The sequence below is a fragment of the Parendozoicomonas callyspongiae genome (genome assembly GCF_023502345.1).
Classification (GTDB): Bacteria; Pseudomonadota; Gammaproteobacteria; order Pseudomonadales; family Endozoicomonadaceae; genus Sansalvadorimonas; species Sansalvadorimonas callyspongiae.
Genome location: NZ_JAMFLX010000023.1, coordinates 58,364 through 82,525, shown reverse-complemented (window position 1 = coordinate 82,525; position 24,162 = coordinate 58,364). Strand labels below are relative to the sequence as shown.

21 protein-coding genes and 4 tRNA genes are annotated in these 24,162 nt (G+C 49.0%); 3 read left to right on the top strand and 22 right to left on the bottom strand.

The genetic code is table 11. From position 1 onward, the window contains the following. Positions 1-43 precede the first annotated feature (43 nt). From M3P05_RS15625 to M3P05_RS15615, 3 genes are all read right to left on the bottom strand, one after another. Positions 44-838 (bottom strand): hypothetical protein, encoded by a 795-nt coding sequence (locus M3P05_RS15625; RefSeq protein WP_249700917.1) that lies wholly within the window; start codon positions 836-838, stop codon positions 44-46. Between the two features lie 66 nt (positions 839-904). Further along, positions 905-2,995 (bottom strand): hypothetical protein, encoded by a 2,091-nt coding sequence (locus M3P05_RS15620; RefSeq protein WP_249700915.1) that lies wholly within the window; start codon positions 2,993-2,995, stop codon positions 905-907. A gap of 362 nt (positions 2,996-3,357) precedes the next feature. Further along, the gene (locus M3P05_RS15615) at positions 3,358-4,599 is read right to left on the bottom strand and encodes a hypothetical protein (protein WP_249700912.1); all 1,242 of its coding nucleotides are present in this window, start codon (positions 4,597-4,599) and stop codon (positions 3,358-3,360) included. A gap of 341 nt (positions 4,600-4,940) precedes the next feature. On the opposite strand from M3P05_RS15615, the gene M3P05_RS15610 reads away from it, so the two are divergent. After that, the gene (locus tag M3P05_RS15610; RefSeq protein WP_249700910.1) at positions 4,941-5,153 is read left to right on the top strand and encodes a hypothetical protein; all 213 of its coding nucleotides are present in this window, start codon (positions 4,941-4,943) and stop codon (positions 5,151-5,153) included. Positions 5,154-5,456: 303 nt separating this feature from the next. Here the strand turns inward: M3P05_RS15610 and M3P05_RS15605 are convergent, their stop codons facing one another. The 7 genes from M3P05_RS15605 to M3P05_RS15575 all read right to left on the bottom strand — a co-directional run bounded on the left by M3P05_RS15605 (position 5,457) and on the right by M3P05_RS15575 (position 9,087). Next, positions 5,457-6,479 carry a DsbA family protein gene (locus tag M3P05_RS15605; protein ID WP_249700908.1) on the bottom strand — a complete coding sequence of 341 codons (1,023 nt, stop codon included), beginning with the start codon at positions 6,477-6,479 and terminating at the stop codon, positions 5,457-5,459. Between the two features lie 125 nt (positions 6,480-6,604). Then, on the bottom strand, positions 6,605-7,102 hold the full coding sequence (locus tag M3P05_RS15600; RefSeq protein ID WP_283777831.1) for a GAF domain-containing protein: 498 nt from the start codon (positions 7,100-7,102) through the stop codon (positions 6,605-6,607). A gap of 11 nt (positions 7,103-7,113) precedes the next feature. Then, positions 7,114-8,208, bottom strand: coding sequence for a radical SAM protein (locus M3P05_RS15595; protein ID WP_249700906.1), 1,095 nt, complete (start codon positions 8,206-8,208; stop codon positions 7,114-7,116). Positions 8,209-8,330: 122 nt separating this feature from the next. Continuing rightward, positions 8,331-8,591, bottom strand: coding sequence for a hypothetical protein (locus M3P05_RS15590; protein WP_249700904.1), 261 nt, complete (start codon positions 8,589-8,591; stop codon positions 8,331-8,333). A 249-nt stretch (positions 8,592-8,840) separates the two neighbouring features. After that, positions 8,841-8,917 (bottom strand) — tRNA-Val (locus M3P05_RS15585). An 8-nt stretch (positions 8,918-8,925) separates the two neighbouring features. After that, positions 8,926-9,002, bottom strand: a tRNA-Val gene (locus M3P05_RS15580). Positions 9,003-9,010: 8 nt separating this feature from the next. After that, positions 9,011-9,087: transfer RNA gene (locus M3P05_RS15575), tRNA-Val, on the bottom strand. 202 nt (positions 9,088-9,289) lie between these two features. Here M3P05_RS15575 and M3P05_RS15570 point away from each other — a divergent pair. Further along, a complete protein-coding gene (locus M3P05_RS15570) occupies positions 9,290-9,565 on the top strand; it encodes a ComEA family DNA-binding protein (protein ID WP_249700902.1) in 276 nt (91 codons plus the stop codon). 53 nt (positions 9,566-9,618) lie between these two features. On the opposite strand, the gene M3P05_RS15565 is transcribed toward M3P05_RS15570, so the two are convergent. Together M3P05_RS15565 and M3P05_RS15560 are read right to left on the bottom strand one after the other, a co-directional pair. Continuing rightward, a tRNA-Asn gene (locus M3P05_RS15565) sits at positions 9,619-9,694 on the bottom strand. A gap of 106 nt (positions 9,695-9,800) precedes the next feature. Further along, positions 9,801-10,982 carry a pyridoxal phosphate-dependent aminotransferase gene (locus M3P05_RS15560; RefSeq protein WP_249700901.1) on the bottom strand — a complete coding sequence of 394 codons (1,182 nt, stop codon included), beginning with the start codon at positions 10,980-10,982 and terminating at the stop codon, positions 9,801-9,803. Positions 10,983-11,125: 143 nt separating this feature from the next. Between M3P05_RS15560 and uvrB the strand changes: the two genes are divergently transcribed. Continuing rightward, on the top strand, positions 11,126-13,144 hold the full coding sequence (gene uvrB, locus M3P05_RS15555) for an excinuclease ABC subunit UvrB (RefSeq protein ID WP_249700899.1): 2,019 nt from the start codon (positions 11,126-11,128) through the stop codon (positions 13,142-13,144). A gap of 44 nt (positions 13,145-13,188) precedes the next feature. On the opposite strand, the gene M3P05_RS15550 is transcribed toward uvrB, so the two are convergent. From M3P05_RS15550 to pheA, 10 genes are all read right to left on the bottom strand, one after another. Then, the gene (locus tag M3P05_RS15550; RefSeq protein WP_249700897.1) at positions 13,189-13,668 is read right to left on the bottom strand and encodes a transcription termination/antitermination NusG family protein; all 480 of its coding nucleotides are present in this window, start codon (positions 13,666-13,668) and stop codon (positions 13,189-13,191) included. Positions 13,669-13,684: 16 nt separating this feature from the next. Beyond that, the gene (gene pyrF, locus M3P05_RS15545) at positions 13,685-14,398 is read right to left on the bottom strand and encodes an orotidine-5'-phosphate decarboxylase (protein WP_249700895.1); all 714 of its coding nucleotides are present in this window, start codon (positions 14,396-14,398) and stop codon (positions 13,685-13,687) included. A gap of 109 nt (positions 14,399-14,507) precedes the next feature. Further along, entirely contained in the window at positions 14,508-15,683 is a 1,176-nt protein-coding gene (gene lapB / locus M3P05_RS15540; protein ID WP_249700893.1) for a lipopolysaccharide assembly protein LapB, read from the bottom strand. Between the two features lie 2 nt (positions 15,684-15,685). Next, positions 15,686-16,009 (bottom strand): lipopolysaccharide assembly protein LapA domain-containing protein, encoded by a 324-nt coding sequence (locus M3P05_RS15535; RefSeq protein ID WP_249700890.1) that lies wholly within the window; start codon positions 16,007-16,009, stop codon positions 15,686-15,688. Positions 16,010-16,154: 145 nt separating this feature from the next. Then, positions 16,155-16,466 (bottom strand): integration host factor subunit beta, encoded by a 312-nt coding sequence (gene ihfB / locus M3P05_RS15530; RefSeq protein WP_249700889.1) that lies wholly within the window; start codon positions 16,464-16,466, stop codon positions 16,155-16,157. A 238-nt stretch (positions 16,467-16,704) separates the two neighbouring features. Beyond that, positions 16,705-18,384, bottom strand: a complete 1,680-nt coding sequence (gene rpsA / locus M3P05_RS15525) for a 30S ribosomal protein S1 (protein WP_249700887.1) — start codon at positions 18,382-18,384, stop codon at positions 16,705-16,707. A 285-nt stretch (positions 18,385-18,669) separates the two neighbouring features. Further along, a complete protein-coding gene (cmk, locus tag M3P05_RS15520) occupies positions 18,670-19,386 on the bottom strand; it encodes a (d)CMP kinase (protein ID WP_249700884.1) in 717 nt (238 codons plus the stop codon). Then, complete coding sequence (locus M3P05_RS15515) at positions 19,370-21,631, bottom strand: bifunctional prephenate dehydrogenase/3-phosphoshikimate 1-carboxyvinyltransferase (RefSeq protein ID WP_249700921.1); 2,262 nt, start codon at positions 21,629-21,631, stop codon at positions 19,370-19,372. Before M3P05_RS15515 ends, cmk begins: the two co-directional genes overlap by 17 nt. A gap of 13 nt (positions 21,632-21,644) precedes the next feature. After that, positions 21,645-22,778 (bottom strand): histidinol-phosphate transaminase, encoded by a 1,134-nt coding sequence (gene hisC, locus M3P05_RS15510; RefSeq protein WP_249700882.1) that lies wholly within the window; start codon positions 22,776-22,778, stop codon positions 21,645-21,647. 25 nt (positions 22,779-22,803) lie between these two features. Continuing rightward, positions 22,804-23,916 carry a prephenate dehydratase gene (gene pheA, locus M3P05_RS15505; protein ID WP_249700880.1) on the bottom strand — a complete coding sequence of 371 codons (1,113 nt, stop codon included), beginning with the start codon at positions 23,914-23,916 and terminating at the stop codon, positions 22,804-22,806. Between the last annotated feature and the right edge of the window lie 246 nt (positions 23,917-24,162).

Here is a 24,162-nt window from a genome sequence, read left to right as displayed (position 1 = left end):
AATCAGCAGCAACTCTTGAATCAAAACCACAAAAGCGTTGCATTTAACGCCCAGGTTTCGGCGGTACCACAACCCTTCCGCCTTGATAAGTGAAAATATCCTCAATTTTTTCTCGGTTGTACCCGGTATCAAGGCTTTTCTCCAGCGCCTCTCTTAGGTCCATTATTTTTTCAGGTGAATTTTCAAGCATCTCATGAACGGATTCCCAAACAGCGAATAGTTTTGTATCAGCTGATTGAGTTTCCGAGGTAGCAAAACTGTATTCTTTGAAGGTAATCAAAAAACGAGACGATAATTTAGAAGGGAAATCATCAACAGAACCCAACGCTCCTTTCAATTTTGGCATCATTTTTTTGAATGCCGCGCAGACTCCATCAGGGGAATAAGCTGCAGCCATTATCATTTCCTTGATATGTCGATTTGCAGTATCGGTCACACAATGTGCGACTTTTTTACAGTACTCTACACCCTCACCTGGGTTATCTTGTTCGTGCCTTTTGATGTTTCTCTCCAGAACCCTGACTAGCCTATCTAGCCTTTGAGCCTTAGGTACAAAGCTCTGTTCCATATCATAGACGGCATCAGTTATAAGTTCTCTGGAATAAAGTTGCAAACAACATGTACCTAAGACACCGACACTTTCGAGCGCCTTACTCAATTCTGACTGTGCCTGATCCATAACATGGAGCGCCATATCACTTGTTATTTCCTCCTTCGTGATGTCTCTCCCTGCAAATTTTGCTGGGCCGGCTCCAGGTTGGCTGCCCCCAGGTTGACTTCTGGCCCCAGGTAAATTAGCACCACCAACCGTTTTTGTACTCGTTATTTCGGTATTCATTTGTACGTCTCCTTTTCAATAGGTTGTTTTATTTCATTTTGTTTTTTCGATGATCATTGACAGGTTTTAAACCTGCGTTAACTTTTCCACTTCTTTTTTAATATCTCCAGCCAATCTTTCGTGATGCGATACCCCGCTGTTGATCATGACTTCCATTATCTTAAAAAGTTGATCCGGTGATTCTTCTAACATGCTTTCAAGCTCCAAAAGCGATTCATCCCGAATAAAATCATAACTAGAACCTTGAGGATTGGTTAGTGTTCTCTGTTCTTCTATTGTTAACAGTTGTCTTTCTTTACAACCGGTGACAACGGTATTGAGATTACTGCTAAACATTGAAATCAAAACCGTCTGATTTTTTTTAATGATCTGTTCTGCTGACACTCCTTTCTCTCGCTGCGCTTGCATGTTTTTGTAGGTAGCACTCCATGCTGCTTCCTTTTTCAGGATATCCATAAATAAATCAAAGCTTTTGCCATCTGGGTCAGTCTTTTTGGTTAGCTTTCGCTTTATATAAGACAGCAGCATCCCCGCCCGGTCTTCATTTGAAGGCGTATTTGCGAAGCTTAGCGCAAGACATCTGTCACCCAAGTCCTCGCTTACCAGACTCTCTGATACCAACCCCTCAATAAACGCTTTTATAGAACCACGCGATGAATAAGCCGTTTTGATTTTGCCCATAAATGCGAGAAAAACGCTTAATTCTGTATTTGGAGGGCATTCTATTGTCGGAGTGACGACCGGGGGACTTTCCAGCACGTTCTTTTCGGGTCTCCCCTGGAAAGGCATACTTGAGGATGTATGTTCTTCCTGCTTGTTCTCACTCTTACTCTCACTCTCAGGTACAAAGCCCATTTCCTGGATTAAAACCTCCAGGCAGACTTGACGCTCTGTATCTTTCAATTGATTTATGAACGCCCCCAGCGCCTTCCTGGTTTCTGTTTCTGTTTCTGTATTGTTCAGCAATTGACCTAGCTCTTTCAGGTCATCCGCATTTATCTCAAAACCCTGCCCCTCAAATAGGTCACTCAGGTTTGCTGCCGGCGCTGATATAACGGCCTTGATGCATGTATACACCAGATTCTCACCGTAGTGACCCTGAGCCTGAAGTTGCCGTACTGCCATCAGCATATCACTCAGCTTTGGCGAGTTTGCATTTGCAACCAGGCGTTGCATTTCGAACTTAAACTGCTGCTTGTAATATTCCCTGTAGGCTACTGGCTCATATGTCGCAACAACATCGCTGGCGAAGCGCTCCAGTGCCCCGTCATAGTCATCCACATCAACATTAAATATCACCAGATTATTTCTCAGAGCGATGTCCAGGATCGGAATATATTCTGCTGCTGCAGGGCTTAGATGAAGATCCAGTTCAACCATGCGCTCAAGCACTAATTTCTGGTTTCCCATCCCTTCAGGGGTGGTTGCATCCAGACTAAAATTTGCGGACTGCAAGTCTTTTAGAAGATCATTGAGAAGCATTTGATTAGGGTTACATTTCTGTTTATCCCCCAGAATCAGCATCTGTCCCAGAACAAGCAGCATGAAAACTTCAGCACTCTGATCCTGGCTATGGAATTTTGTCTTCAGAACATCTTCCAAAGCTTTCAGGCTTTTTACCCGATCTACTACTTTATTACTGGCTGGTCTCAGCTGCGCCAAGCCTTGCTCATCAATAACATTTTCACCATCTTTGCCCTTAAGACTGGAAACAAGCCCGTAGACATTGGCCATGCAGAGTTGAACCAGACACTTGCCCTTAAGTGCAAGACGCTTCCGTCCGGCACTGATCAGAGCCTCTTGCAGCTTCTGTTTTTTAAGCATTGTGCCCATATCCACCCGAATAGCCGCAAAATCCAGCCTATGTGAAGGCGCTGGCGGCATCGTCACCATGGATGGGTGCGCAAAATTGCCTCCCCCCTGAGAATAAGGCGAATAACCATAGTCACCATAATATGGCTGCTGTGGCTGCGGCTGCGGTATGTACTGAGACGGGGGATAATTGTACGCCTCACGTTCACCCAAAAGCGGCTGGAGACCGGGTTGTCCTCCAAACCCCATACCCGTTCCAGCGCTTGGTGGGCGCACCGCACCGTAACCATGCGAGGGGTATGGTCCAGGCATAAATTGCGGTGGCTGGCCTGGAGGCAAACTCACATGTTGTTGGTGCCAATAGCCTACTCCAGCTTCTGGTACCGTTGGCTGTGGCGGCTGCCCTCCCGCAGGAGGATGCGCAGCCGGGCTTTGAGGTGAGGGCGTATTCCAGTATCGGTCCATTTTTATTGATCTCTCAAGTTATTCTGTTTTTTTAATTTCCTGTTAGCAGAAAATTTATTGCGTTGATTTACCTATTTAGAGTGGGGTTGAAAGGATATGTTCAGAACAACACCGCCAGCACTGATAACAGGTTTCATATTCCGAAACAGAAAAATGCGAGGCCTGTTTTCATGGCAAAAAAAAGAGCGACTTTCATTGCAAAAGCCACCCTTTCCAATTACACAGATACTCAAGCATTCATATCACGAAATAATATCCAACTCTCCAATAAGCACATCCATGCAGACATCGCGTTCAATACCTTCCAAACCTTTCACTAGAGCTATCAAAGCCTGTCTGGTATCTGACTCTACTTCACTCTGGTTTAATAGTGTTTGCAGTACCATTTTTTCATCCTCAGTGATATTTTCTTTTGCATTGAGTTCCACTAAAAATTCGTCCAGGTTGTGGCTGCCAGATGATACAATGGCTTTGATTAACTTATAGGCCAAAGACTGTTGAGAAAATGGCGCTTGAATTGATGATTGAAGGGTCATCAACGCGTTTCCCAGGTTGCCTCCCAAGTGACCCAGGATGGATTGAATATACCCTTTGAATTGCGCTCCAGATCCCGGTGCAATTTGCCCATTTCGTTCAGCTGTTCCAACGACGTCATTGGCAAAGCTATCCAATGCCTCTGCCCAATTCTCCACTTCCACCTTATTAAAAGCCACAGGATTGTTTGCAATAACCTCATTCAAAATCTGTATATTTTTCATAGCACTCAGGTTCAGGCCCAGGCCCAGTTCTTTCATGCGATCAATAGCCATCCGTTGAGTCTGATGCCTTTCTGTGCCTGTCCACAACCCCCCTGCTTTATCAAGCTCACGCACTACAGCCCCAAAAACAGCGCTATTCGAGTTGGGTTTATTCTCTTGTTGACAAATGCTGTCCTGTACCAGAAGAATCAACGCAACAACTTCAGCAGCTTGATTATCGTCTTTGTAGTGGCTCGTTACCACCTTATGTAAATTCTGCAGGGCTCTCACACGAGAAGCAATTGTTTTGTCTGTGGGTTTGAGTGTTTTCAGGTCCTCCCTGATAAAAACATTGTCATTATTAATTTTGCACTTCAGACCGCTGAGAAGGCTATACATGTTGGACCGGCACAGTTTGATTATATCCTGTGCGCTTGGCCTACTCTTCAGAATTTTGTTTCCAGCATTTGCTAGCGCTTTTTGAAACTTTTGCTTTTTAATTGAAGCCGTCGTATCCGACATAACATCTGAAAAATCCAAAGCAGGTTGCCCCATTCCTGGTGTCTGATACGCAGAAGGTCCATACAGAAAAGGCATTCCTGGCATATGAGGCATTCCTGGCATATGAGGCATTCCTGGCATATGAGGCATTCCTGGCATATGAGGCATTCTTGGCATTCCTTGCATTCCAGCATAACCAGCATATGGTTGAGGTGCCTGGGGCATCACTGATGGATACTGATCCATTGCATGCTGGCCTAGATATAATGAGTAAGGCGCGCTACCTTGGCCCACTCCTGCCGTCTTTGGTGTCGGGGCAGAAGCTATGGGACTCTCTGAGGCATTGTCTTTGTCTTTCGGATATGGAGAGGGAGTCGGACATGGACTACCAACACTCTCGCTTAAAGAGCTACATACATCTGATACTCCATCGCTTTCAGCACTTTCACCGCCCTGGCCTGGAGCAATTCCCTCTATCCCGACATACTTAGGAGGATTAACGGGCTGATAATATTGATATTGATGGTGATGGTGACCCTGTGGCTGAGGCTGATAAGATTCCCGGGGTATAAAGCCTCCTGAAATATTTGGCTGACACGGAGTCACCTGAAAGGAGCCAGCCTGACCTTGATATTGCCCGTGAGGGCCAGCATATTGATGAGACTGCCCGGAACCGGTCGGCGGAAAACCAGAACCAGAAACAGGTACATTCCCTGTATTTGGGGTTTGTTGGTACTGTTGGTACTGTTGGTACTGTTGGTACTGTTGGTACTGTTGGTACTGTGAGTTATTTGGGTTAGGGTTAGGGTTAGGGTTAGGGTTATTTGGGTACACTTTTATATTCCTCCAGTGAGTTAATATGCACAATCTTCTCTGACCAATTCAGGAAAACGGCATGGATACATCAACTAATAGGAGTACGATTTTTCTTTATAATTCCGAACGACAGTGTTAGCAAAATACTACAAAGCCTGAAACGCTATGACAGGAGTGGGGATTTCATGCTGTGGTCAATAAAACAGCCCGCGTTGGGCTTTGCGCCCTGCAGGGAGAATGCCCACCCCGAAAACAGATCAGCAGTGGACATTGCATAACAAAAAGGATCAGTTAAGACCAATCGCCTCACGAACAGCTTCAACTAAACCATCTTCGAGGTTTTCTGGCTGCAAAACCTTGCCATTGACAAAGAATGAAGGCGTACCTGTCAGACCCAGCCGCTCAGCTTCATCTTCAGCGCGGGCAACTTTCTTTTCCGGGCGATCTGATGCGAGACAGCTTTCAAAAGTCTCCATATTCAGACCTAGCTCCTTGGCCAGATTAAGCCTGGAATCTTCATTCAAGCTCCTGTGCTGAATAAAGGCGGCCTTATTATATTCCCAGAATTTGCCCTGCTCATCAGCACAGACTGCGCCAAGGGCAACTTCACGGGAGATACCGGAACTGTTAATGGGGAAATCCATGTAAACCATTTTCACCTTGTCCCCGACCTGCTCCATCAGCTCATCCAGCGTTTCCGCTGCTACATAACAGTGCGGGCACTGGTAATCAGCAAATTTGACCAGTGTCGTTTTAGCCTGGGGATTCCCCTTTACCGGGAAGCCCTGGGTGTCAATCACATTCAAGGGAGCCTCAGGTTTGGCAAGCAGGATCTTCATGCCTTTTTCCTGACGCAATCTTTCTGTCAAAGCATCCCGCCCGGCCTGCATTCCCTGACCCATCAGGTAATTACGGATTTGATCACGCACCTGATCCAGCGGCGCAGGAATTCGATCCTTGTTACTTTCATAAAAGGAAGTAATGTCCTCTTCCGCAGGCTCGCGCAAATCTAACAACTCGGTCACAACGGCCTGACGATCCCGACCACTGGAGTCAACTTCTGCTTTTACAAACATCTCTCCTGCCGCCCCGGTAATAACCTGCACTTTTCTTTGCCAGGCTTCATTATCAATATCGAAGACAGCGCGTGAGACAGCAGGCGGCAGATCCTCCAGGGCATAATTCACACCACCCATGGATAAAACAGCATCACTTGTCACGTTTTCAGCAGGTTTTCCACTCAGCAGAAAAGTAGCCCCACTTCCAACAACAGCCCCAAGAACGAGAGCCAAGGGTAATTTAATATCCATAGTCAGTTCACATTATCTCTATAGTTGTTTCGATCAATGAGCGTTGCACGAGCCTGTATATCCCTACTAAAGCTACAAGCCACCACTCTGCCTGGCAAATTAAACTGGCAAATTAAACTGGCAAATTAAAGCCTGGCCAGATCCAGATGCTCTTCAACCAGCTTCACCAGTGCTGCCAGCCCACCTTCATCCTCCTCGGAGAACCTGCAGGCAATAGGGCTATCGATATCCAGAACAGCAACAACCTGGCCTGCATATGTAACTGGCAGCACAATTTCACTGCGACTGGCAGCATCACAGGCAATATGGCCGGGAAATTCCCCCACATCTGCCACCCTGACAATACGATTGTCACCAGCAGCTGTACCACACACACCTTTACCCAGAGGAATCCGGGTGCAGGCGGGTTTACCATGGAAAGGCCCAAGCACCAGCTGCCCATCCCGAACAATGTAAAAACCAGCCCAGTTAATATCTTGCATAACCTGATACAGGAAGCTGGACAGGTTAGCCATACCGGCAATTGGATCAGCCTCACTGGATAACAGACCACCAGCAAGCTGATTCAGTTCACTATAAAAACCCTGGACAGGCTGATTGGCGTCGATTTCAATGGAGAACAAAGCACACAACCTTAAGAAAAATAATGGAAATTATGTGATGAATATAAGGTAACACGGGCATGAATGGTGGTCTTTAAGAGCGCTTTCAACTCTTCAGCCTCTTCAAAAGCCCGGAGCGAGGGCTGGTCACCATCAGAAAACCATGGAGAGATATACGTTTTATCTTCTGCATCCAGGTTCAGAGATTGCAGAAAAGCCTGGGTAGCAAGAAAGTGTTCATTGAGAGACTCCTTATCACAGACCCCTGTCAGCACTGTCAGCCCGACTCTGATGCCTGTGTTCTTTAACTCTGAAACCAGCTGGCGGGTCTTCTCCAGATTTGCACTTTTCCCCAGACGACTTCTTAAATCGGCGTACCCTGATTCCAGACCGATAACAACCTGGCTTAACCCGGATGCATACAATTGCTTCCAATCCTGACTGGTGCGTCGTCCCATGAAGTCTGCATCACCAAAGCAGGCAACGCCCTTCTCAGATTTACCCAGACGTTTATCGATAACATTCAATAAGGACACCAGACGAGAGACCGGTATAGCCAAGGCATTCGCCGAACCCAGGAAAATACCTTGACGTCCAGCTACACCAGAAGGAACGAGAGATAAAATATCACTCAGCCGCTGCTGCAGTTCATCATCGCTTAGAACCCGAAATGGCTTATCACGATAAAACGCACAAAACGTGCATTTCCCATTTGGACAGCCAGTGGTAAGAGGAACAACCAGATCACGATAACGATCAGGTGGCAAAACAGGAACGGATTCAGGATAAACTTTTTGATACAGACGGGATTGATTCTTATAGTGTTCAAAAGAGAGTCTGGAAGCTTTCTCTACACTGTCAGCAGTAGAACCTTTTAAACAAAAATCAGCTCCCTGAGAATCAATGCAAAAGGTTCTAACCCTTTCACAAATTTCCTGGCAAGCCATTTCCGGAATTGATTCACCCGATACACTCGCAATAACCTCCCCGTCCAGGCAACGCCGATAGAACTCACCATCGAAGCGAGCTGAACACCAATACCCTTCTGAATTGAGCCTCAGACTCACAGATGAATCTTCGCACTCAATCTTCACACCATCAGGTAATAATCTTGCGGAGGCTGACAATATATAAAACTCATGCCTTGATAGATCTGACAGGCAGTTTAACGCCACCATCCAAGAATATACAAGTCATGTGAAATGGAATGATCTCATCTACTAAGAAGAAGATGAGATCATGGTTTCGATCAGTGCTTCAAATACCCAGGAAGGGAATCGAATGGGTTCTGGTTATGTCCGGCTTCTGCAGTTTTTCTCTCATAGTCTTCACAGATCGCAAGGTAACGAGCCAGAATAGCAGGAGGGAGATCACGCCAATTGTAATAGGTGTTTTCCAGCGCATGGTGCAATAGGATCTGGCCTATAAATGCCGTTCTGACTGTGGGGGAATCTGCCGGATAAAGAGCCTCGATTCCGTCCAAAACCCTCTGCCTCTCTTGCTCGGTCATAGCTACTCCTTTCGACCGTACATCTAATATCAAGTGTAGTTATCCGCTCCAAATTCCCTACAAATATAACCAAAACCTCTTTTAAACCGTCGAGATATGAAAAACGAGGCATATCCCGAGATGAAAAGCGCTCTATTACCACCAGCCAAACATCTCGCGAGACATTTAAAAGCCCAGACGGCGACAATCTAGCAGTAAGAACTAACAGGCATAAAAAAACCCGCTTCATTGAAGCGGGTTTTTAATATCTGGTAGACGGTACTAGATTCGAACTAGCGACCTCCACGATGTCAACGTGGCGCTCTAACCAACTGAGCTAACCGTCTGCAATATCTGGTAGTCGGTACTAGATTCGAACTAGCGACCTCTACGATGTCAACGTAGCGCTCTAACCAACTGAGCTAACCGACTATAAATTCTGGTAGACGGTACTAGATTCGAACTAGCGACCTCCACGATGTCAACGTGGCGCTCTAACCAACTGAGCTAACCGTCTACGGAACGCGGCGTAAGTTACCGTTCTAGCAGGAAAAACGCAAGCCCCGCCTGCATTTCACCCCATATGGATTTCCCGCACATCCCAGATTTCTTAGATAGCCGTTTATCTGACGCCAGCTTGCGAGCCCTTCAGCCCTCTACTAGAACTGAGAGTGAGTGTTTATGCTCAGATTTATTAAGGCTGTAAAAGGAGTTTGTTAATGCTTAAGAAAATTCTTACCGCCACTTTATTTGCCGCATCTCTTGCAATCACACCAACATGGGCTAACGAGAGTAGCGAGAAAGTTAATATCAATACTGCGGATGCAGAAATGCTGGATAATAACCTGAAATATGTCGGGGAAAAAACCGCCAAAAGAATTGTTGATTACCGCAAGGAGCACGGCAATTTTAAATCAGTCGATGATATAACTCAGGTTAGAGGTGTCGGCGAACAGATAATCAAAGCTAACCGCACCATAATGACAACGAAATAATATTTCTTGCAGATGCAAAAAGGCCGCTCAATTATGAGCGGCCTTTTTAAATTTGGCTCCCCGAACTGGACTCGAACCAGTGACCCAATGATTAACAGTCATTTGCTCTACCAACTGAGCTATCGGGGAACGTCATCAGATGACGCGCAGTTTACTGATCAGGAGGCAGTCGGTCAACCGCCCAGACTTAAATAATTATAAAGCCAGCTTTCGATGGCTTTATAAAAATCAGAAACTATTCAGCCAGAAAGGCTTCCAGACGATCAATTGCTTTATCCAGAACCTCAAGACTTGCGGCAAAGGAAAGACGCATATGTCCAGGAGCACCAAATGCCGATCCCGGTACAAGCGCAACACCCGCTTCAAGAAGCGCCTCAGCCAGATCAACATCCTTTTCAAAGCCACGCTTTTTCATAACTTCACTGAAGTCAGGGAAGCTATAGAAAGTTCCATCTGCCGGCAGCACTTTAACATCTGGTAAAGCACTCAAACGCTTAAAGACATGGTCATGGCGACTCTTAAATTCTTTCACCATATCTTTCACGCATTGGTGGTCACCATTCAGCGCTGCTTCTGCAGCAGCCTGTGCAATGGAGCACGGATTGGAGGTGCTTTGCGACTGGATCTTTTTCATATTCTTGACCAGCCACTCAGGCCCGCCAATATAACCAATCCGCCAGCCTGTCATGGAGTAGGCTTTGGATACACCGTTCATGACGATGGCACGGTCATACAATTCAGGGCAGACAGTCACGATATTCACAAAAGGCTTATCACCCCAGACGATATGCTCATACATATCATCTGTGGCTACCAGAATATCAGGATGCTCCAGAAGCACTTCAGCCAGAGATTTCAACTCCTCCGCTGAGTAAGTCATTCCGGTAGGGTTAGAAGGGCTGTTTAAAACTACAAGACGGGTCTTGGGAGTAATGGCTTTACGGAGCTGCTCGGCGGTAATTTTAAAATTCTGACCAGCACCACCGGAAACAATAACCGGTACACCTTCAGCGATTCTAACCATATCAGGATACGAAACCCAGTAAGGTGCGGGAATAATCACCTCATCACCAGGATTCAACAACGCCAGAGCCATATTGAAGAAGCTGTGCTTTCCACCAGCAGAAACCAATATCTGGTTAGGCTGATAGGTTAAACCGTTATCCCGCTGAAATTTATCAATCACAGCTTTCTTGAGTGATGGCGTTCCATCCACTGCTGTGTATTTGGTTTTACCGGCCTGAATGGCTTCTATGCCAGCCTGTTTTATATGCTCCGGCGTATCAAAGTCCGGCTCACCAACCCCCAGACCAATAATATCTTTCCCTGATGCCTTTAACTCTGCAGCCCGTGTTGAAACGGCCAGTGTCGGTGACGGCTTTACTGCCTGAACCCGACGGGAAAGTGATTGTTCCAAGCCTACCTCCTCATAATCATGGAAATACTTTATTGTTCCATGCACAGCAAATCTTTTATTTCTTCGCTTATGGATGTTTATTTCATCCACGTCTCCATGCAAACTCAGACATCATACCTCAGCCTTTCAGCAGCAGGAACCCAATGGACCAGCGTTCACGACAACTTGAGGTTGTTTCATCTTTTCAGCCTGCGGGTGATCAACCCGGAGCTATCGCACAACTGGTAAAAGGTGCAAACAGCGGACTTGCGTGCCAGACCCTTCTCGGTGTAACCGGTTCGGGCAAAACCTTTACCTCTGCCCACGTTATCGCCCAGCTGCAGCGGCCAACGATCGTCATGGCTCATAACAAAACGTTGGCGGCACAACTTTATGGCGAATTTAAGGAATTTTTTCCGAACAACTCCGTCGAGTATTTTGTTTCTTATTACGACTACTACCAGCCAGAAGCCTATGTGCCATCCTCGGATACATTTATCGAAAAAGATGCATCTATAAATGAACATATTGAACAGATGCGCCTGTCTGCCACCAAGGCCCTTCTGGAACGTGAAGATGCCATCATTATTGCAACAGTGTCGGCTATCTATGGTTTGGGTGACCCGAAATCCTACCTTGGTATGATGCTGCACCTTGATCGTGGCGACAGAATTGACCAGCGACAGATCCTGCGCCGCCTTGCTGAACTTCAGTACACCCGCAACGATATGGAGCTTAAGCGGGCCACTTACCGCGTACGTGGTGATGTTATTGATATTTTCCCTGCCGAATCTGAGAAAGAAGCTGTTCGCCTGGAACTGTTTGACGATGAACTGGAAAACATCAGCCTTTTTGACCCTCTGACAGGTGCAGTACTCCGACAGTTACCCCGGGCAACCATCTACCCCAAGTCGCATTATGTAACACCGCGCCAGACCATTCTTGATGCCATTGAATCCATTAAAGAAGAACTTGATGAGCGTCTGAAGCACCTGCGTAAACATGACAAGCTCGTAGAAGCTCAGAGGCTTGAACAGCGCACCCGGTTCGATATCGAGATGATGCAAGAGCTGGGTTACTGCACAGGTATCGAAAACTACTCACGCTACCTGTCCGGACGAGCCCCTGGTGAGCCCCCACCAACATTATTTGATTATCTTCCCGACACTGCCCTGCTGCTGATTGATGAGTCTCATGTCACCGTTCCCCAGATTGGTGCCATGTACAAGGGTGACCGCTCCCGAAAGGAGACACTGGTAGAGTATGGGTTCCGCTTGCCGTCAGCTCTCGACAACCGCCCCATGCGCTTTGAAGAGTGGGAAATTAAACGACCACAAACCATCTTCATCTCAGCCACACCGGGCAAATATGAGAAAGAGAACGAGGATCAGGTTGTTGAACAGGTTGTTCGTCCGACAGGCCTGATTGACCCGGAAATTGAAGTGCGCCCCGCCCTCACCCAGGTTGATGACCTGCTTGGAGAAATCCGTGAGCGTGCTGCTAAAGGTGAACGCATTCTGGTAACAACACTCACCAAGCGCATGGCCGAGGATTTAACCGAATACCTTGGTGAAAACAACGTTCGTGCCCGCTACCTGCACTCCGATATCGATACAGTTGAACGGGTCGAAATAATCCGCGACCTGCGCCTGGGGGCCTTTGACGTTTTGATTGGCATCAACCTGCTGCGGGAAGGTCTGGATATGCCGGAAGTCTCGCTGGTTGCCATTCTTGATGCCGACAAGGAAGGTTTCCTGCGCAGTGACCGCTCACTGATCCAGACCATTGGTCGCGCTGCCCGAAACCTGAATGGCAAAGCCATTCTCTATGCTGACAAGATTACCGGTTCCATGCAGCGGGCTATTGATGAAACAGAGCGTCGGCGTATCAAGCAGAAGAATTTCAACAAGAAGCACAACATCACGCCAAAGAGTATCGTCAAAGAGATTACAGACATCATGGAAGGCGCGGTTCCGGGAGCCAAGGGACGCCAGAAGCAGAAAGCTGCCGAAACAAAAGCCAAATACTCAGTAGAGCCGGCTCATTCTCCAGTCGATATTGCAAAGCTGATAAAAGAGCTGGAACAGAAGATGTACGAGCATGCACGCAATCTCGAATTTGAAGAGGCTGCAGCAGCGAGAGACAAGATCAGTAAATTGAAGGCAGAATTAAGGGAGTCATAAGACTCCCTTTCATAAACAACTAGCCAGGCGTGACGTTTTTCAGTTCAGCCGCGAATCTCTGACAAAGCGGCTTCAACTTTTCTTTCACTATTGAGCAGGTTCAGCAGGATAATACAACGATCTTCGCCCTTCTCAGCCAGGAAAATACCCTGAATATTGTTGAAAGCTCCACCATAGGCCTCATCGGTAAACGTGACTTCCTGCCCGGGCTTGAAGATAGGAACAACCTCTTCGCCCTGTTCCCGCTCCCGGATACTTTCTACTAGATCATCAGAGATAGTAGCCATTTTTAAACCAAATCTGACGAAATGAGAAACACCACGGGTTGAGCGCACCTTCCCCCAGGGAAGATCACCACAATACTCGTCAAAAAGAAGAAACACATAGCCAGGAAAGAGGGGCTCTGGCTTACGCCCTTTTCTCTTTAGCCAGGGGCAGTATGGTTCAAACCCCTGGTTAGACAAATTATCAACCGCACGCTGCTCCTGCCGCGGCCTTGTCTTGAGCAAATACCACTCGTCCATAAGTCACCACCAACTGCTATGACTGCAGAGTTGTTATTATATTCTGTAATGCAACAATCGGATCGGCCGCCTGGGTAATCGGTCGCCCGATAACAAGATAATCACTTCCATTCGCCATGGCCTGCGCAGGCGTAACAATACGCCGCTGGTCATCAGAAGCTGCTTCAGCAGGGCGGATACCTGGAGTTACCAGAGAGAAAGATGAACCCAAAGCCTGCTTCAGCATCTTTGATTCCTGCGCGGAACAGACCACACCATCCATGCCACTTTCCCGGGCAAGAGAGGCCAGCTTCATAACCAGCTGATCAGACCGGGGCAGCCCCAGCTCTTCAAGATCAGTCTGCTCCATGCTGGTTAAAACCGTCACTGCGATCAAAAGCGGAGAACGATCAGAACCATGCTGATCAAGGATATTGCGGCATGCTTCCATCATACGGCGGCCACCGGAAGCATGAACATTCACCATCCACACACCAAGTTGTGCCGCAGCCGCGACAGCCTTGCTGGTAGTATTGGGAATATCGTGGAATTTCAGATCGAGAAAAACATCAAACCCTTTGGATTGCAGTTTTTCCACAACCTGCGGGCCGGCAGATGTAAACAGCTCCTTACCAACCTTGACCCTGCACAGTTGCGGGTCAAGCCTGTCTGCCATTGCAAGAGCTTTCTGGGGCGTATCATAGTCCAGTGCCACAATAACCGGACTTTTGACCAAACCTTCACAAATCATGCAGCAAACTCCTGTTCTGTCTGCAGACTCTGTGGGCTCGGGAGTATAATGAAATCTCTGAAAAAATACAGAGCTTTAACCACCACAGATACAAGACTACACAATTATACTACTCACCTTCCAGCCCCAAAATGGGCGAAATTGCTCCCCATTCATGACATTTCGGGCAATTCCAGTGCAATTCTTTTCCAGTAAAACCACACTGGCCACACTGATATACCGGCTTGGAAGCTGCCAGCCTGCCAGTCAAATCACGCAGAAGCATCAGGTTCTGCCGGGCTCGGCCTTCGGTAAGATGGAGATGCATATCAATCAGGGCATTCAAACCTTTTAAAGAAGGCCGCTTGATAATCTGCTCCGCCATAAAACGGCCGGCTTCTTTTTCACCCTGCTGATCAGAAATCAAACGTGCCGACGCCATCACCACGGCAGAGGTTGGACGCTCTCTCAAACAACGTCCCAAATAGGATGTCAGCCCCCGTCTGGAACGCATTTCACCATAGCACTGCTCCAGCATGGTGATACTTTCAGGCACAAACCCCTGATCCTGATCAGCAATGCGCTCAAGACAACGGATAGCATCACGATAATTGCCCGCCTTGATCTCCAGAGCCCCCTGCAAAAGCGACACCCGAGCATTACTCTTACTGACATTTCCGGCCAGACGCAGACTCTTTCGCGCCTGCAGCAGATCAGAGTTATTCAATGCCTGCTCAGCAAGCTCACAGTGATAATGGGACAAGCGGAAAGAGTATTCATCCGCAGCCGAACCCTTCAGCTTGCCGACCAGCACGATCGCCTTTTGCCACTCCTTCTCAACTTCATAGATAGAGAGCAGAGTATTGAAAGCTTCTTTCCAACTCTTCCAGTTTTTCTGAACGATATCTTCCAGAAGGGTTTCGGCACGGTCCAGCAACCCGGCCTTCTGATAGTCATGGGCCAGCTCCAGCTGGACATCCAGGGTCTGCTCACGGGTCAGACTGGGGCGCGCCAAAAGATCCTGATGCGCCTGTATTGCCTTTTCGATTTCGCCACGCTGACGAAACAGGCGGCCAAGCACAACAAATGTTTCAACGGTATCACTGTTAATTTCCAGCGCACGAATAAAGCTTTCAATCGCTTCATCCGTCTGCTCATTCAGCAGATAATTCAGACCAACAAAATATTCACTACTCAGTGAAGAAGCATCACTGGGGGGACGGCGACGTTTCTTTTCTGCGCGACCAGCAAAGTACCCAATGGCCAGGGCAACAAGAATTAGAGAGAAGAGAGCAAGATCAGCCATTGTCAGGAAGAGAGCCCCCGCAAAGCACTGACACGCAACTTCTGCAGCTCCGCGTCACGCCGCTTGAGCTTTCTCTGCAAACTGGCATTACGCATACGGAGGCGAAAAACCATCCACAGGCAACCGGCCAAACCGACCGCAGCCCCAATAAAAAAAGCAAGAAACAAAACGAAAGGAAGAGACATGGGCACCGCAGTCCATCCCCAGAAACCGACGGCAACGGATTGCTCGTTTGCCAGAATCAAACCAGCAAAAAGAACTATGAGAAGAACAATAAACAGGACAAGTCCCATCAACTGCAGAAACCTGCGAAATTTATTCAACATGAATACGTCTGCTTTCAACAGCTACAGGTAAGATCATGCACTTACCACCCGACAGGGGTGGAAGAAGAGCGACTTGACCCAGAAACGCCAACAATAATAACCGGTCAGCTATAAAGAACTGGAAAGGTTCCAGCCTGAACAGATATTAACGACGCTGCAAACGCCGCTCATTCATCAATGACTCATTCACCCGCTCACGCAACTCTTTGCCAGGCTTGAAATGAGGCACATATTTACCGGTCAGATCGACAGCATCGCCGGTCTTGGGATTACGACCAACCCGGGGAGCACGAAAATGCAGGGAGAAACTGCCAAACCCCCTGATCTCAACCCTGTTTCCAGAGGCGAGGGCTGACGACAGCTCTTCAATAATATTCTTAACCGCAAGCTCCACATCCTTTGACATAAGATGCTTCTGCCGCTCCGCCAATCTTTCTATCAGTTCCGACCGGGTCATCACTTGCCCCTTCTTCCGCAAGCCACGGAAGCTTCCCTATAGCCAATCCACAAGGCTTCGCCTTTTATCACAGACGATAGCAAGCCCAACTTAGCCAATCTGTATTAAGGAATCAAGCGGAACGCCAGTAGTCCTGCAGAAATCATAAAAAAACCGCAGGCATTGCCTGCGGTTTTCAGCATAAAGCTATCTAGACGAGGATTGTCGCCTGCCAGGCAGGCAACAATCAAAGGCAGTTTTACTTGCCTTCCATCTGAGCCTTGATCAGGTCACCGATGGTGGTAGGACCAGCGCCAGTGTCGGTATCCTGCTTACGCAGTTCCTTCATGGCAACTTTCTCGTCCGCTTCGTCCTTAGCCTTGATGGACAGGCTGATCACGCGGTTCTTGCGATCAACGCTGACAATCTTGGCTTCAACTTCTTCGCCAGCCTTGATCATGGTGGACGCATCTTCAACGCGGTCACGGCTAATCTCGGAAGCTTTCAGAGTGCCTTCAACTTCTTCAGCCAGAGTCACTACTGCAGCCTTGGCGGATACTTCCTTCACGATACCCTTAACGATGGTACCCTTCTGGTTAGCGTCAACCCAGTTTGCAAACGGATCGTTCTGCAGCTGCTTGATACCCAGGGAGATACGCTCACGCTCTGCATCAATGGACAGGATGACAGCTTCGACTTCCTCGCCCTTCTTGTAGTTGCGTACAGCGTCTTCGCCGGTTTCGTTCCAGCTGATGTCGGACAGGTGAACCAGACCGTCAATGCCGCCAGGCAGACCAATGAAGATACCGAAGTCAGTGATGGACTTGATGGAGCCCTTGATGACATCGTTCTTGTTGCAGGTGGAGGCGAACTCTTCCCATGGGTTTTGCTTGCACTGCTTAACACCAAGAGAGATACGACGACGCTCTTCGTCGATGTCCAGAACCATGACTTCAACTTCATCACCCTGAGCAACAACCTTGCTTGGGTGGATATTCTTGTTGGTCCAGTCCATTTCGGAAACGTGTACCAGACCTTCAACACCCTCTTCCAGCTCAACGAAGCAGCCGTAGTCAGTCAGGTTGGTCACGTGACCGGTTACCTTGGTGCCTTCCGGGAAGCGCGCCTTGATAGCAACCCATGGATCTTCACCCAGTTGCTTCAGACCCAGGGAAACACGGTTACGCTCACGGTCGAACTTCAGAACCTTAACCAGGATCTCGTCGCCAACGTTCACGATTTCGCTAGGATGCTTGATACGCTTCCAGGCCATATCGGTGATGTGCAGCAGGCCGTCAACACCGCCCAGATCTACGAATGCACCGTAGTCTGTCAGGTTCTTAACGATACCCTTAACTTCCAGACCTTCCTGCAGGGATTCCAGCAACTGCTCACGCTCTGCGGAGTTCTCAGCTTCCAGAACTGCACGACGGGAAACAACAACGTTGTTGCGTTTCTGGTCCAGCTTGATAACTTTGAAGTCCAGCTCTTTGCCTTCCAGGTGCGCAGTGTCGCGTACCGGACGAACATCAACCAGGGAACCAGGCAGGAACGCGCGGATAGTGTTAACGTCAACAGTGAAGCCACCCTTGACCTTACCACTGATAACACCCTTAACGATCTCTTCAGAAGCGAATGCAGCTTCCAGACCGGTCCACGCTTCAGCACGCTTGGCTTTTTCGCGGGACAGCTTGGTTTCACCAAAGCCATCTTCAACAGCGTCCAGAGCAACCTGTACAGTGTCGCCAACCTGGATGGTGATTTCACCGTTCTCATCACGGAACTGATCTGCAGGGATAACACCCTCAGACTTCAGACCAGCGTGAACGATTACCCAGTCACCATCTACGTCAACCACGATACCATCGATGATGGAACCTGGCTTCATTTCGATCTCTTTCAGGCTTTCTTCAAAGAGTTCGGCAAAGCTATCAGTCATTGTCATTCCTGTGGGTACAGCGACAGAGCACTCTATAGACCTTATATATGTAACAGGTCACAGAGTGATAACCACTGCACTTTTGCTCCACACCGCCAGCATGTGTGGTCAAATCAAAATAGGAGCGAAAACCTCAGCGCTGGCCTTCGTCAGCACAGACACATCAAGCCGCAGGCTCAACCAGTCTCACTGACACGGTTTTCCTCTCCACCGTAAATCCCTCTGTCCTGACCCTAAGGATCGGAACAAAGGGATAAAGAACTTTTCATGCTGCGCGCGAGTGTTTTAAATCACACCGCGACTGCGCATGGTATCCAGAACCCGGCCCAGCACTTCCTGAATGGTCAGTTTAGTGCTGTCCAGCACGATTGCATCATCGGCTGGCTTCATGGGAGCAACTGCACGATTGGAATCACGCTCGTCCCGCGCCTGAATATCCGCCAAAAGGCGGTCAAGGCTAACACTCTGCCCCTGCTCTTGCAACTGCAATTGACGGCGGCGTGCACGCTCTTCAGCACTGGCCGTCAGGTAGATTTTTACAGGCGCATCGGTGAAAACCACAGTTCCCATATCGCGGCCGTCTGCCACAAGCCCGGGAGCTTCGGCAAAAGCACGCTGGCGGGACATCAGGGCATCACGCACGGCTGGCAGTGCAGCCACTTTCGATGCAGCTGCACCAACCTCTTCATTGCGGATGGCACTTTCAACATGCTCGCCCTCAAGGATGATACCAACCTGGCCACCCTCAACGTCAGAGGCCAGGAACTGCACATCCAGATGAGCAGCCAGCACTTCCAGGGAAGCCTCATCATCCAGCTCAACGCCATGATTAATGGCTGCAAGAGCTGTCAGACGATAGAGTGCACCACTGTCCAGCAGGTGCCAGCCAAGTTCACGGGCCAGCAGGCCTGCAACAGTCCCTTTTCCAGATCCTCCCGGTCCGTCGATAGTGACAACCGGTACATTTTTTTCAATCACAACTGGTCTAGCTTTCCGTTTCATTCAGATCCAGCCCTACAGAGTGAGCCAGATCAACAAAGTTGGGGAAGGACGTCGCCACGTTGGCGCAATCCTGAATCTCTATCTCACCACCGCAGCGTAAAGACGCCACGGCAAACGCCATGGCAATACGATGATCACCATGGCTGTCAACGGTGCCGCCGCTGAACACAGACTGCTCAGTACAACCCGGCACACGCATACCATCGGGGAGAGCCTCGGCCTTTACACCCAGAGCATTTAACCCATCAGCCATTGATTGTATGCGGTCACTCTCCTTCACACGCAGCTCTTCTGCTCCCTTCAGGAGGGTTTCACCTTCTGCACAGGCAGCAGCCACAAAAAGCACGGGGAATTCATCAATTGCCAGAGGCACCAGATGCTCGGGGATCTCAATCCCTTTCAACTGAGTGGATCGCACCCGAATATCAGCAACCGGTTCACCACCCACTTCCCGGGCATTTTCCAGGGTGATATCAGCCCCCATCAATCGGAGAATATCCAACACACCGGTACGGGTCGGGTTGATACCCACATGGGTCAGCAGCAGCTCAGATCCTTGTGAAATACTGGCTGCCACCAGGAAAAAGGCTGATGACGAAATATCTGCGGGAACCTCTATTCTATCAACAGCTGCCAGCTCACCACCACCTTTCAGACTGACAAGTCCGTCATTGGTGGCAAGTTTGTATCCAAGTCCGGTCAACATACGTTCCGTATGATCACGGGTAATACCGGGTTCCTTCACCGAGGTTTCACCCTCTGCGTAAAGTCCGGCAAGCAAAAGACAGGATTTTACCTGAGCGGAAGCCATTGGCATATCGTAATCAATACCAACCAGCTTCTGTCCGCCTCGAATAACCAGCGGGGGACGTCCACCTTCTGCCGTTTCTATCACCGCCCCCATTTTCTGAAGAGGCTTGACCACGCGATTCATGGGACGACCAGACAGGGATTCATCACCGGTCAGGGTGACATCAAAGGACTGCGCCGCCATTAAACCGGACATCAGGCGCATGGCCGTTCCGGCATTACCAAGATACAGAGGCCCCGGAGGTGCCTGCAGGCCGTGCAGCCCAACACCATAAATGGTTACCTTGCCATCATGAGGGCCTTCAATAACCACCCCCATATCACGAAATGCCTGCAGGGTTGCCAGGGCATCTTCACCTTCAAGGAAACCGGTTACCTCAGTCACTCCATTAGCCAGGGCACCCAACATAATGGAACGGTGGGAAATGGATTTATCACCTGGTACCCGCAAGGTACCAGTCACAGGCCCACCAGCGCGGGCAGTATAAGAAATGGAATTGCTGCTCATAGTTCTCAGGTAAGACTGATTCTCAAGAATTCTGGAAAAATGCTCACGGGCTGACTTGGCACGGGTAATAATACCCAGCATGGACTGGCTGTCACCCTTATCGACGGCTTCACGCATCTGGTCGAGCCCACTCCTGAACTCATCCAGAGCTGACAGAACCGCATCACGGTTAGCGACAAAAACATCATGCCACATGATCGGGTCACTGGCGGCTATACGGGTAAAGTCCCGAAAACCACCAGCGGCATAGCGGAAGATCTCCTGGTTATCCTGGTCTCCGGCCAGCGTATCAACCAGTGAAAAAGCCAGCAGGTGGGGAAGATGACTGGTGCGCGCCAACACTTCATCATGATGGACGACATCCATCTCAAGTACAGTTGCCCCCACCCGCTCCCACATCTCACGCACCAGACGGCTGGCACCAGAGGCATTTCCCGGCAGGGGGGTGACGATCACTTTATGGGCTTCATACAGGTCAGCACGGGCAGCTGTCACACCACTTTTCTCTGATCCCGCAATTGGGTGCCCAGGCACAAAGCCTTCAAGCACATGGCCAAGATGATCACGGGCGGCAGCAACGACATCTTTTTTACTGCTGCCAACATCGGTAATAACCTTTCCGGCCAGATCAAGCGCAGCAAGCTGTTCCACCGTGGACGACATTGCCAGCACAGGAACAGCCAGCACAACAATATCCGCCAGGGAAATCCCTTCTTCGAGAGAAGTCACACTGCGGTCAATGATCCCCCGCTCTTTTGCCAGAACCAGGGACTGCTCATCCTGATCCCAGGCCAGTACCTCCTGACACACTCGCCGGGATACCAGTGCCGAAGCCAGAGAACCTCCAATTAAACCCAGGCCGACAACAAGAATTCTGGTGCGCGATAAAACCGGCCAGCTTGACTGGCCCTTAATACTTCGATGAATAGTGCTCACTGGCTTACTTCACTACACTGCCACCTGCTGCACTTTTCAGCGCAGCAGGCAGGGCTTCTAAAAAACGGCGGTTTTCACTTTCAGTCCCCACCGACACCCTTAAATGACGGGGCAAACCATAGCCGGTAATCGGGCGAACGATCACTCCAAGTTTCAATAATTCCTGAAAAACCTTGTCGCCGGAACTGCCTGTATCAAATGTAATGAAGTTCCCCAGAGACGGAATAAAGTCCAGGCCAAGCGCCTTCAACCCCTGCTCAAGGTCAGCCAGACCCTTGCGGTTCAGGTCGCGACTGCGCTTTACATACTCATCATCATCGAGCGCTTTTTCAGCGGCAGCCAGAGCCAGGCTGTTAACATTGAAAGGCTGGCGCACCCGGTTCAGCACACCGGCAATTTCCTGACTGGAAACACTGAAACCAATTCGCAAACCAGCCAGCCCGTATATTTTTGAAAAGGTTCGGGTCACAACCAGGTTCGGATATTGATTAAGCCACTGCAAACCATTGGGATATTCCGGTTCTTCAATATATTCGCAATAGGCTTCATCCAGAACCACAAGCACGTGTTCCGGAATTTTTGCTAAAAACGCATCTATCGCGGAATGGAGCAACCAGGTTCCGGTTGGATTATTGGGATTGGCAATAAAGATAATCCGGGTTTTATCGGTCACCGCTGTAGCCATGGCATCCAGGTCATGCCCGTAATCAACCGCCGGAACCTGAACAGGTACACCGCTGGCGGCCAAAGTCGAAATCGGATACACCGCGAAAGCATGTTCGGAAAAGATCACCTCATCGCCCGGCGCTACCCAGGCTCGCACCAGCAGATCAAGAACATCATTTGAACCATTGCCAAGAGTGATGGTTTCGGGCTCTACACCCAGTTTTCTGGCCAGAGTCTGTTTCAGCTGATAACCGCTGCCATCCGGATAACGGGTAAGATCATTAAACTCAGCACGAATAGCGTCAAGAACCACCGGCGATGGCCCAAGAGGGTTTTCATTACTGGCCAGTTTGACAATACTGGCTTCTTCCAGCCCCAGCTCACGGGCCAACTCGGAAACCGGTTTGCCAGGCTGGTAGGGCTGGAGCTTTTGTACACCGGCATTGGCCAGTGTTAAAAAATCACAGGTCACACATTCTCTCCCACTCTCTCACCCTTTACAGGACACCTTTCGGGTAAGACCCCAGTATTTTTAATTCTGAAGCAAAGCTCTCCACTTCCCGCAAAACATACTGCACCTTTGGATCATCACGGTGCCCGGTGAAATCGATAAAGAACACATAGTTCCAGACACCACTGCGGGAAGGCCGGGTTTCGATTCGGGTCAGGTCGATATCATAACAATGGAAAGGTGCCAGAAGACGGTGCAGGCTGCCCGGCTTATTGCGCATGGAAACGACAATGGACGTTTTATCTGCGCCTTTGTTATTGCTGGTCCCACTGGATGGAACCTGCTGATTACCAATAATCAGAAAGCGGGTGGAATTATCCGGCTCATCCTCGATTTTCTCGGCAATTTTCTCCAATCCGTAAAGCTCCATCGCCATATCACCGGCAATGGCGGCAGAGTTCCACTCACTCTTAACCCGGCGGGCAGCTTCAGCATTACTGGTCACAGCAACTTTCTCCACCATAGGCCAATGGGAATCCAGCCACTTACGACACTGGGCCAGAGACTGGGCATGGGAATAAACCCGGGTAATCTTGTCCCGGCGGGTCTGCTCCGCGCACATAAGATGATGATGAATACGCAACACCACTTCACCGCAGATTTGCAGCGAAGAGTTCACAAAAGAATCCAGAGTGTGATTGACAACACCTTCCGAGGAGTTTTCAACAGGAACCACACCATATTGCATGGCTCCGGCTTCCACCTCCCGGAAGACTTCATCAATTGCCGCCATAGGTACGGTTACAGCTGATTTACCAAAGTGTTTCAGTGCAGCCTGCTGGGTAAAGGTTCCTTCCGGGCCAAGAAATGCAACCCTGACCGGCTGCTCAAGAGCCAGACAGGCCGACATAATTTCCCGAAACAGACGGGCCATCTCTTCATCATCCAGAGGCCCATCGTTTTTATCCATTATTTTTCGCAGTACCTGGGCTTCCCGCTCAGGGCGATAAAACACAGCATCCCCTCCGGAAGCCTGTTTTACTGTGGCAACCTGCTTGGCCACTTCAGCACGTTCGCTGATCAACTTCAGAATGGATGTATCCAACTGATCAATTCTGTCTCGCAGGCCATCCAGAGGTTTTTTATCCTGTTCACTCATAATTATTAAAACCTGTTTACCCAAGGAAACACATTCACTTTCAATGCATTTCTCAGCTCATGACTGCTTGATTAGCCAGTTCTCCACTGCCGCAATATTTATCCTAACCTGCAGCAGATTTTGTTGTTATCCCGTAATTCTTATCCTGGTCGAATACAGTTGCTGCCAATCTTCCCTACTGTACAGGCCTCATCCCATTTTATTTTCGGGGAATTCAGCCATTCTCTGCAGAAACCCCAGTAAAAT

Bases quoted from the DNA above. Each gene is read 5' to 3' on its own strand.
- M3P05_RS15570 (WP_249700902.1), top strand. From the start codon at position 9,290: ATGCTTAAGAAAATTCTTACCGCCACTTTATTTGCCGCATCTCTTGCA.
- M3P05_RS15590 (WP_249700904.1), bottom strand. From the start codon at position 8,591: ATGACCGAGCAAGAGAGGCAGAGGGTTTTGGACGGAATCGAGGCTCTT.
- ihfB (WP_249700889.1), bottom strand. From the start codon at position 16,466: ATGACCCGGTCGGAACTGATAGAAAGATTGGCGGAGCGGCAGAAGCAT.
- M3P05_RS15605 (WP_249700908.1), bottom strand. From the start codon at position 6,479: ATGGATATTAAATTACCCTTGGCTCTCGTTCTTGGGGCTGTTGTTGGA.
- M3P05_RS15625 (WP_249700917.1), bottom strand. From the start codon at position 838: ATGAATACCGAAATAACGAGTACAAAAACGGTTGGTGGTGCTAATTTA.
- M3P05_RS15535 (WP_249700890.1), bottom strand. From the start codon at position 16,009: ATGTTGAATAAATTTCGCAGGTTTCTGCAGTTGATGGGACTTGTCCTG.
- M3P05_RS15550 (WP_249700897.1), bottom strand. From the start codon at position 13,668: ATGGACGAGTGGTATTTGCTCAAGACAAGGCCGCGGCAGGAGCAGCGT.
- lapB (WP_249700893.1), bottom strand. From the start codon at position 15,683: ATGGCTGATCTTGCTCTCTTCTCTCTAATTCTTGTTGCCCTGGCCATT.
- rpsA (WP_249700887.1), bottom strand. From the start codon at position 18,384: ATGACTGATAGCTTTGCCGAACTCTTTGAAGAAAGCCTGAAAGAGATC.
- M3P05_RS15615 (WP_249700912.1), bottom strand. From the start codon at position 4,599: ATGGATCAGTATCCATCAGTGATGCCCCAGGCACCTCAACCATATGCT.
- pheA (WP_249700880.1), bottom strand. From the start codon at position 23,916: ATGAGTGAACAGGATAAAAAACCTCTGGATGGCCTGCGAGACAGAATT.
- cmk (WP_249700884.1), bottom strand. From the start codon at position 19,386: ATGAAACGGAAAGCTAGACCAGTTGTGATTGAAAAAAATGTACCGGTT.
- pyrF (WP_249700895.1), bottom strand. From the start codon at position 14,398: ATGATTTGTGAAGGTTTGGTCAAAAGTCCGGTTATTGTGGCACTGGAC.
- uvrB (WP_249700899.1), top strand. From the start codon at position 11,126: ATGGACCAGCGTTCACGACAACTTGAGGTTGTTTCATCTTTTCAGCCT.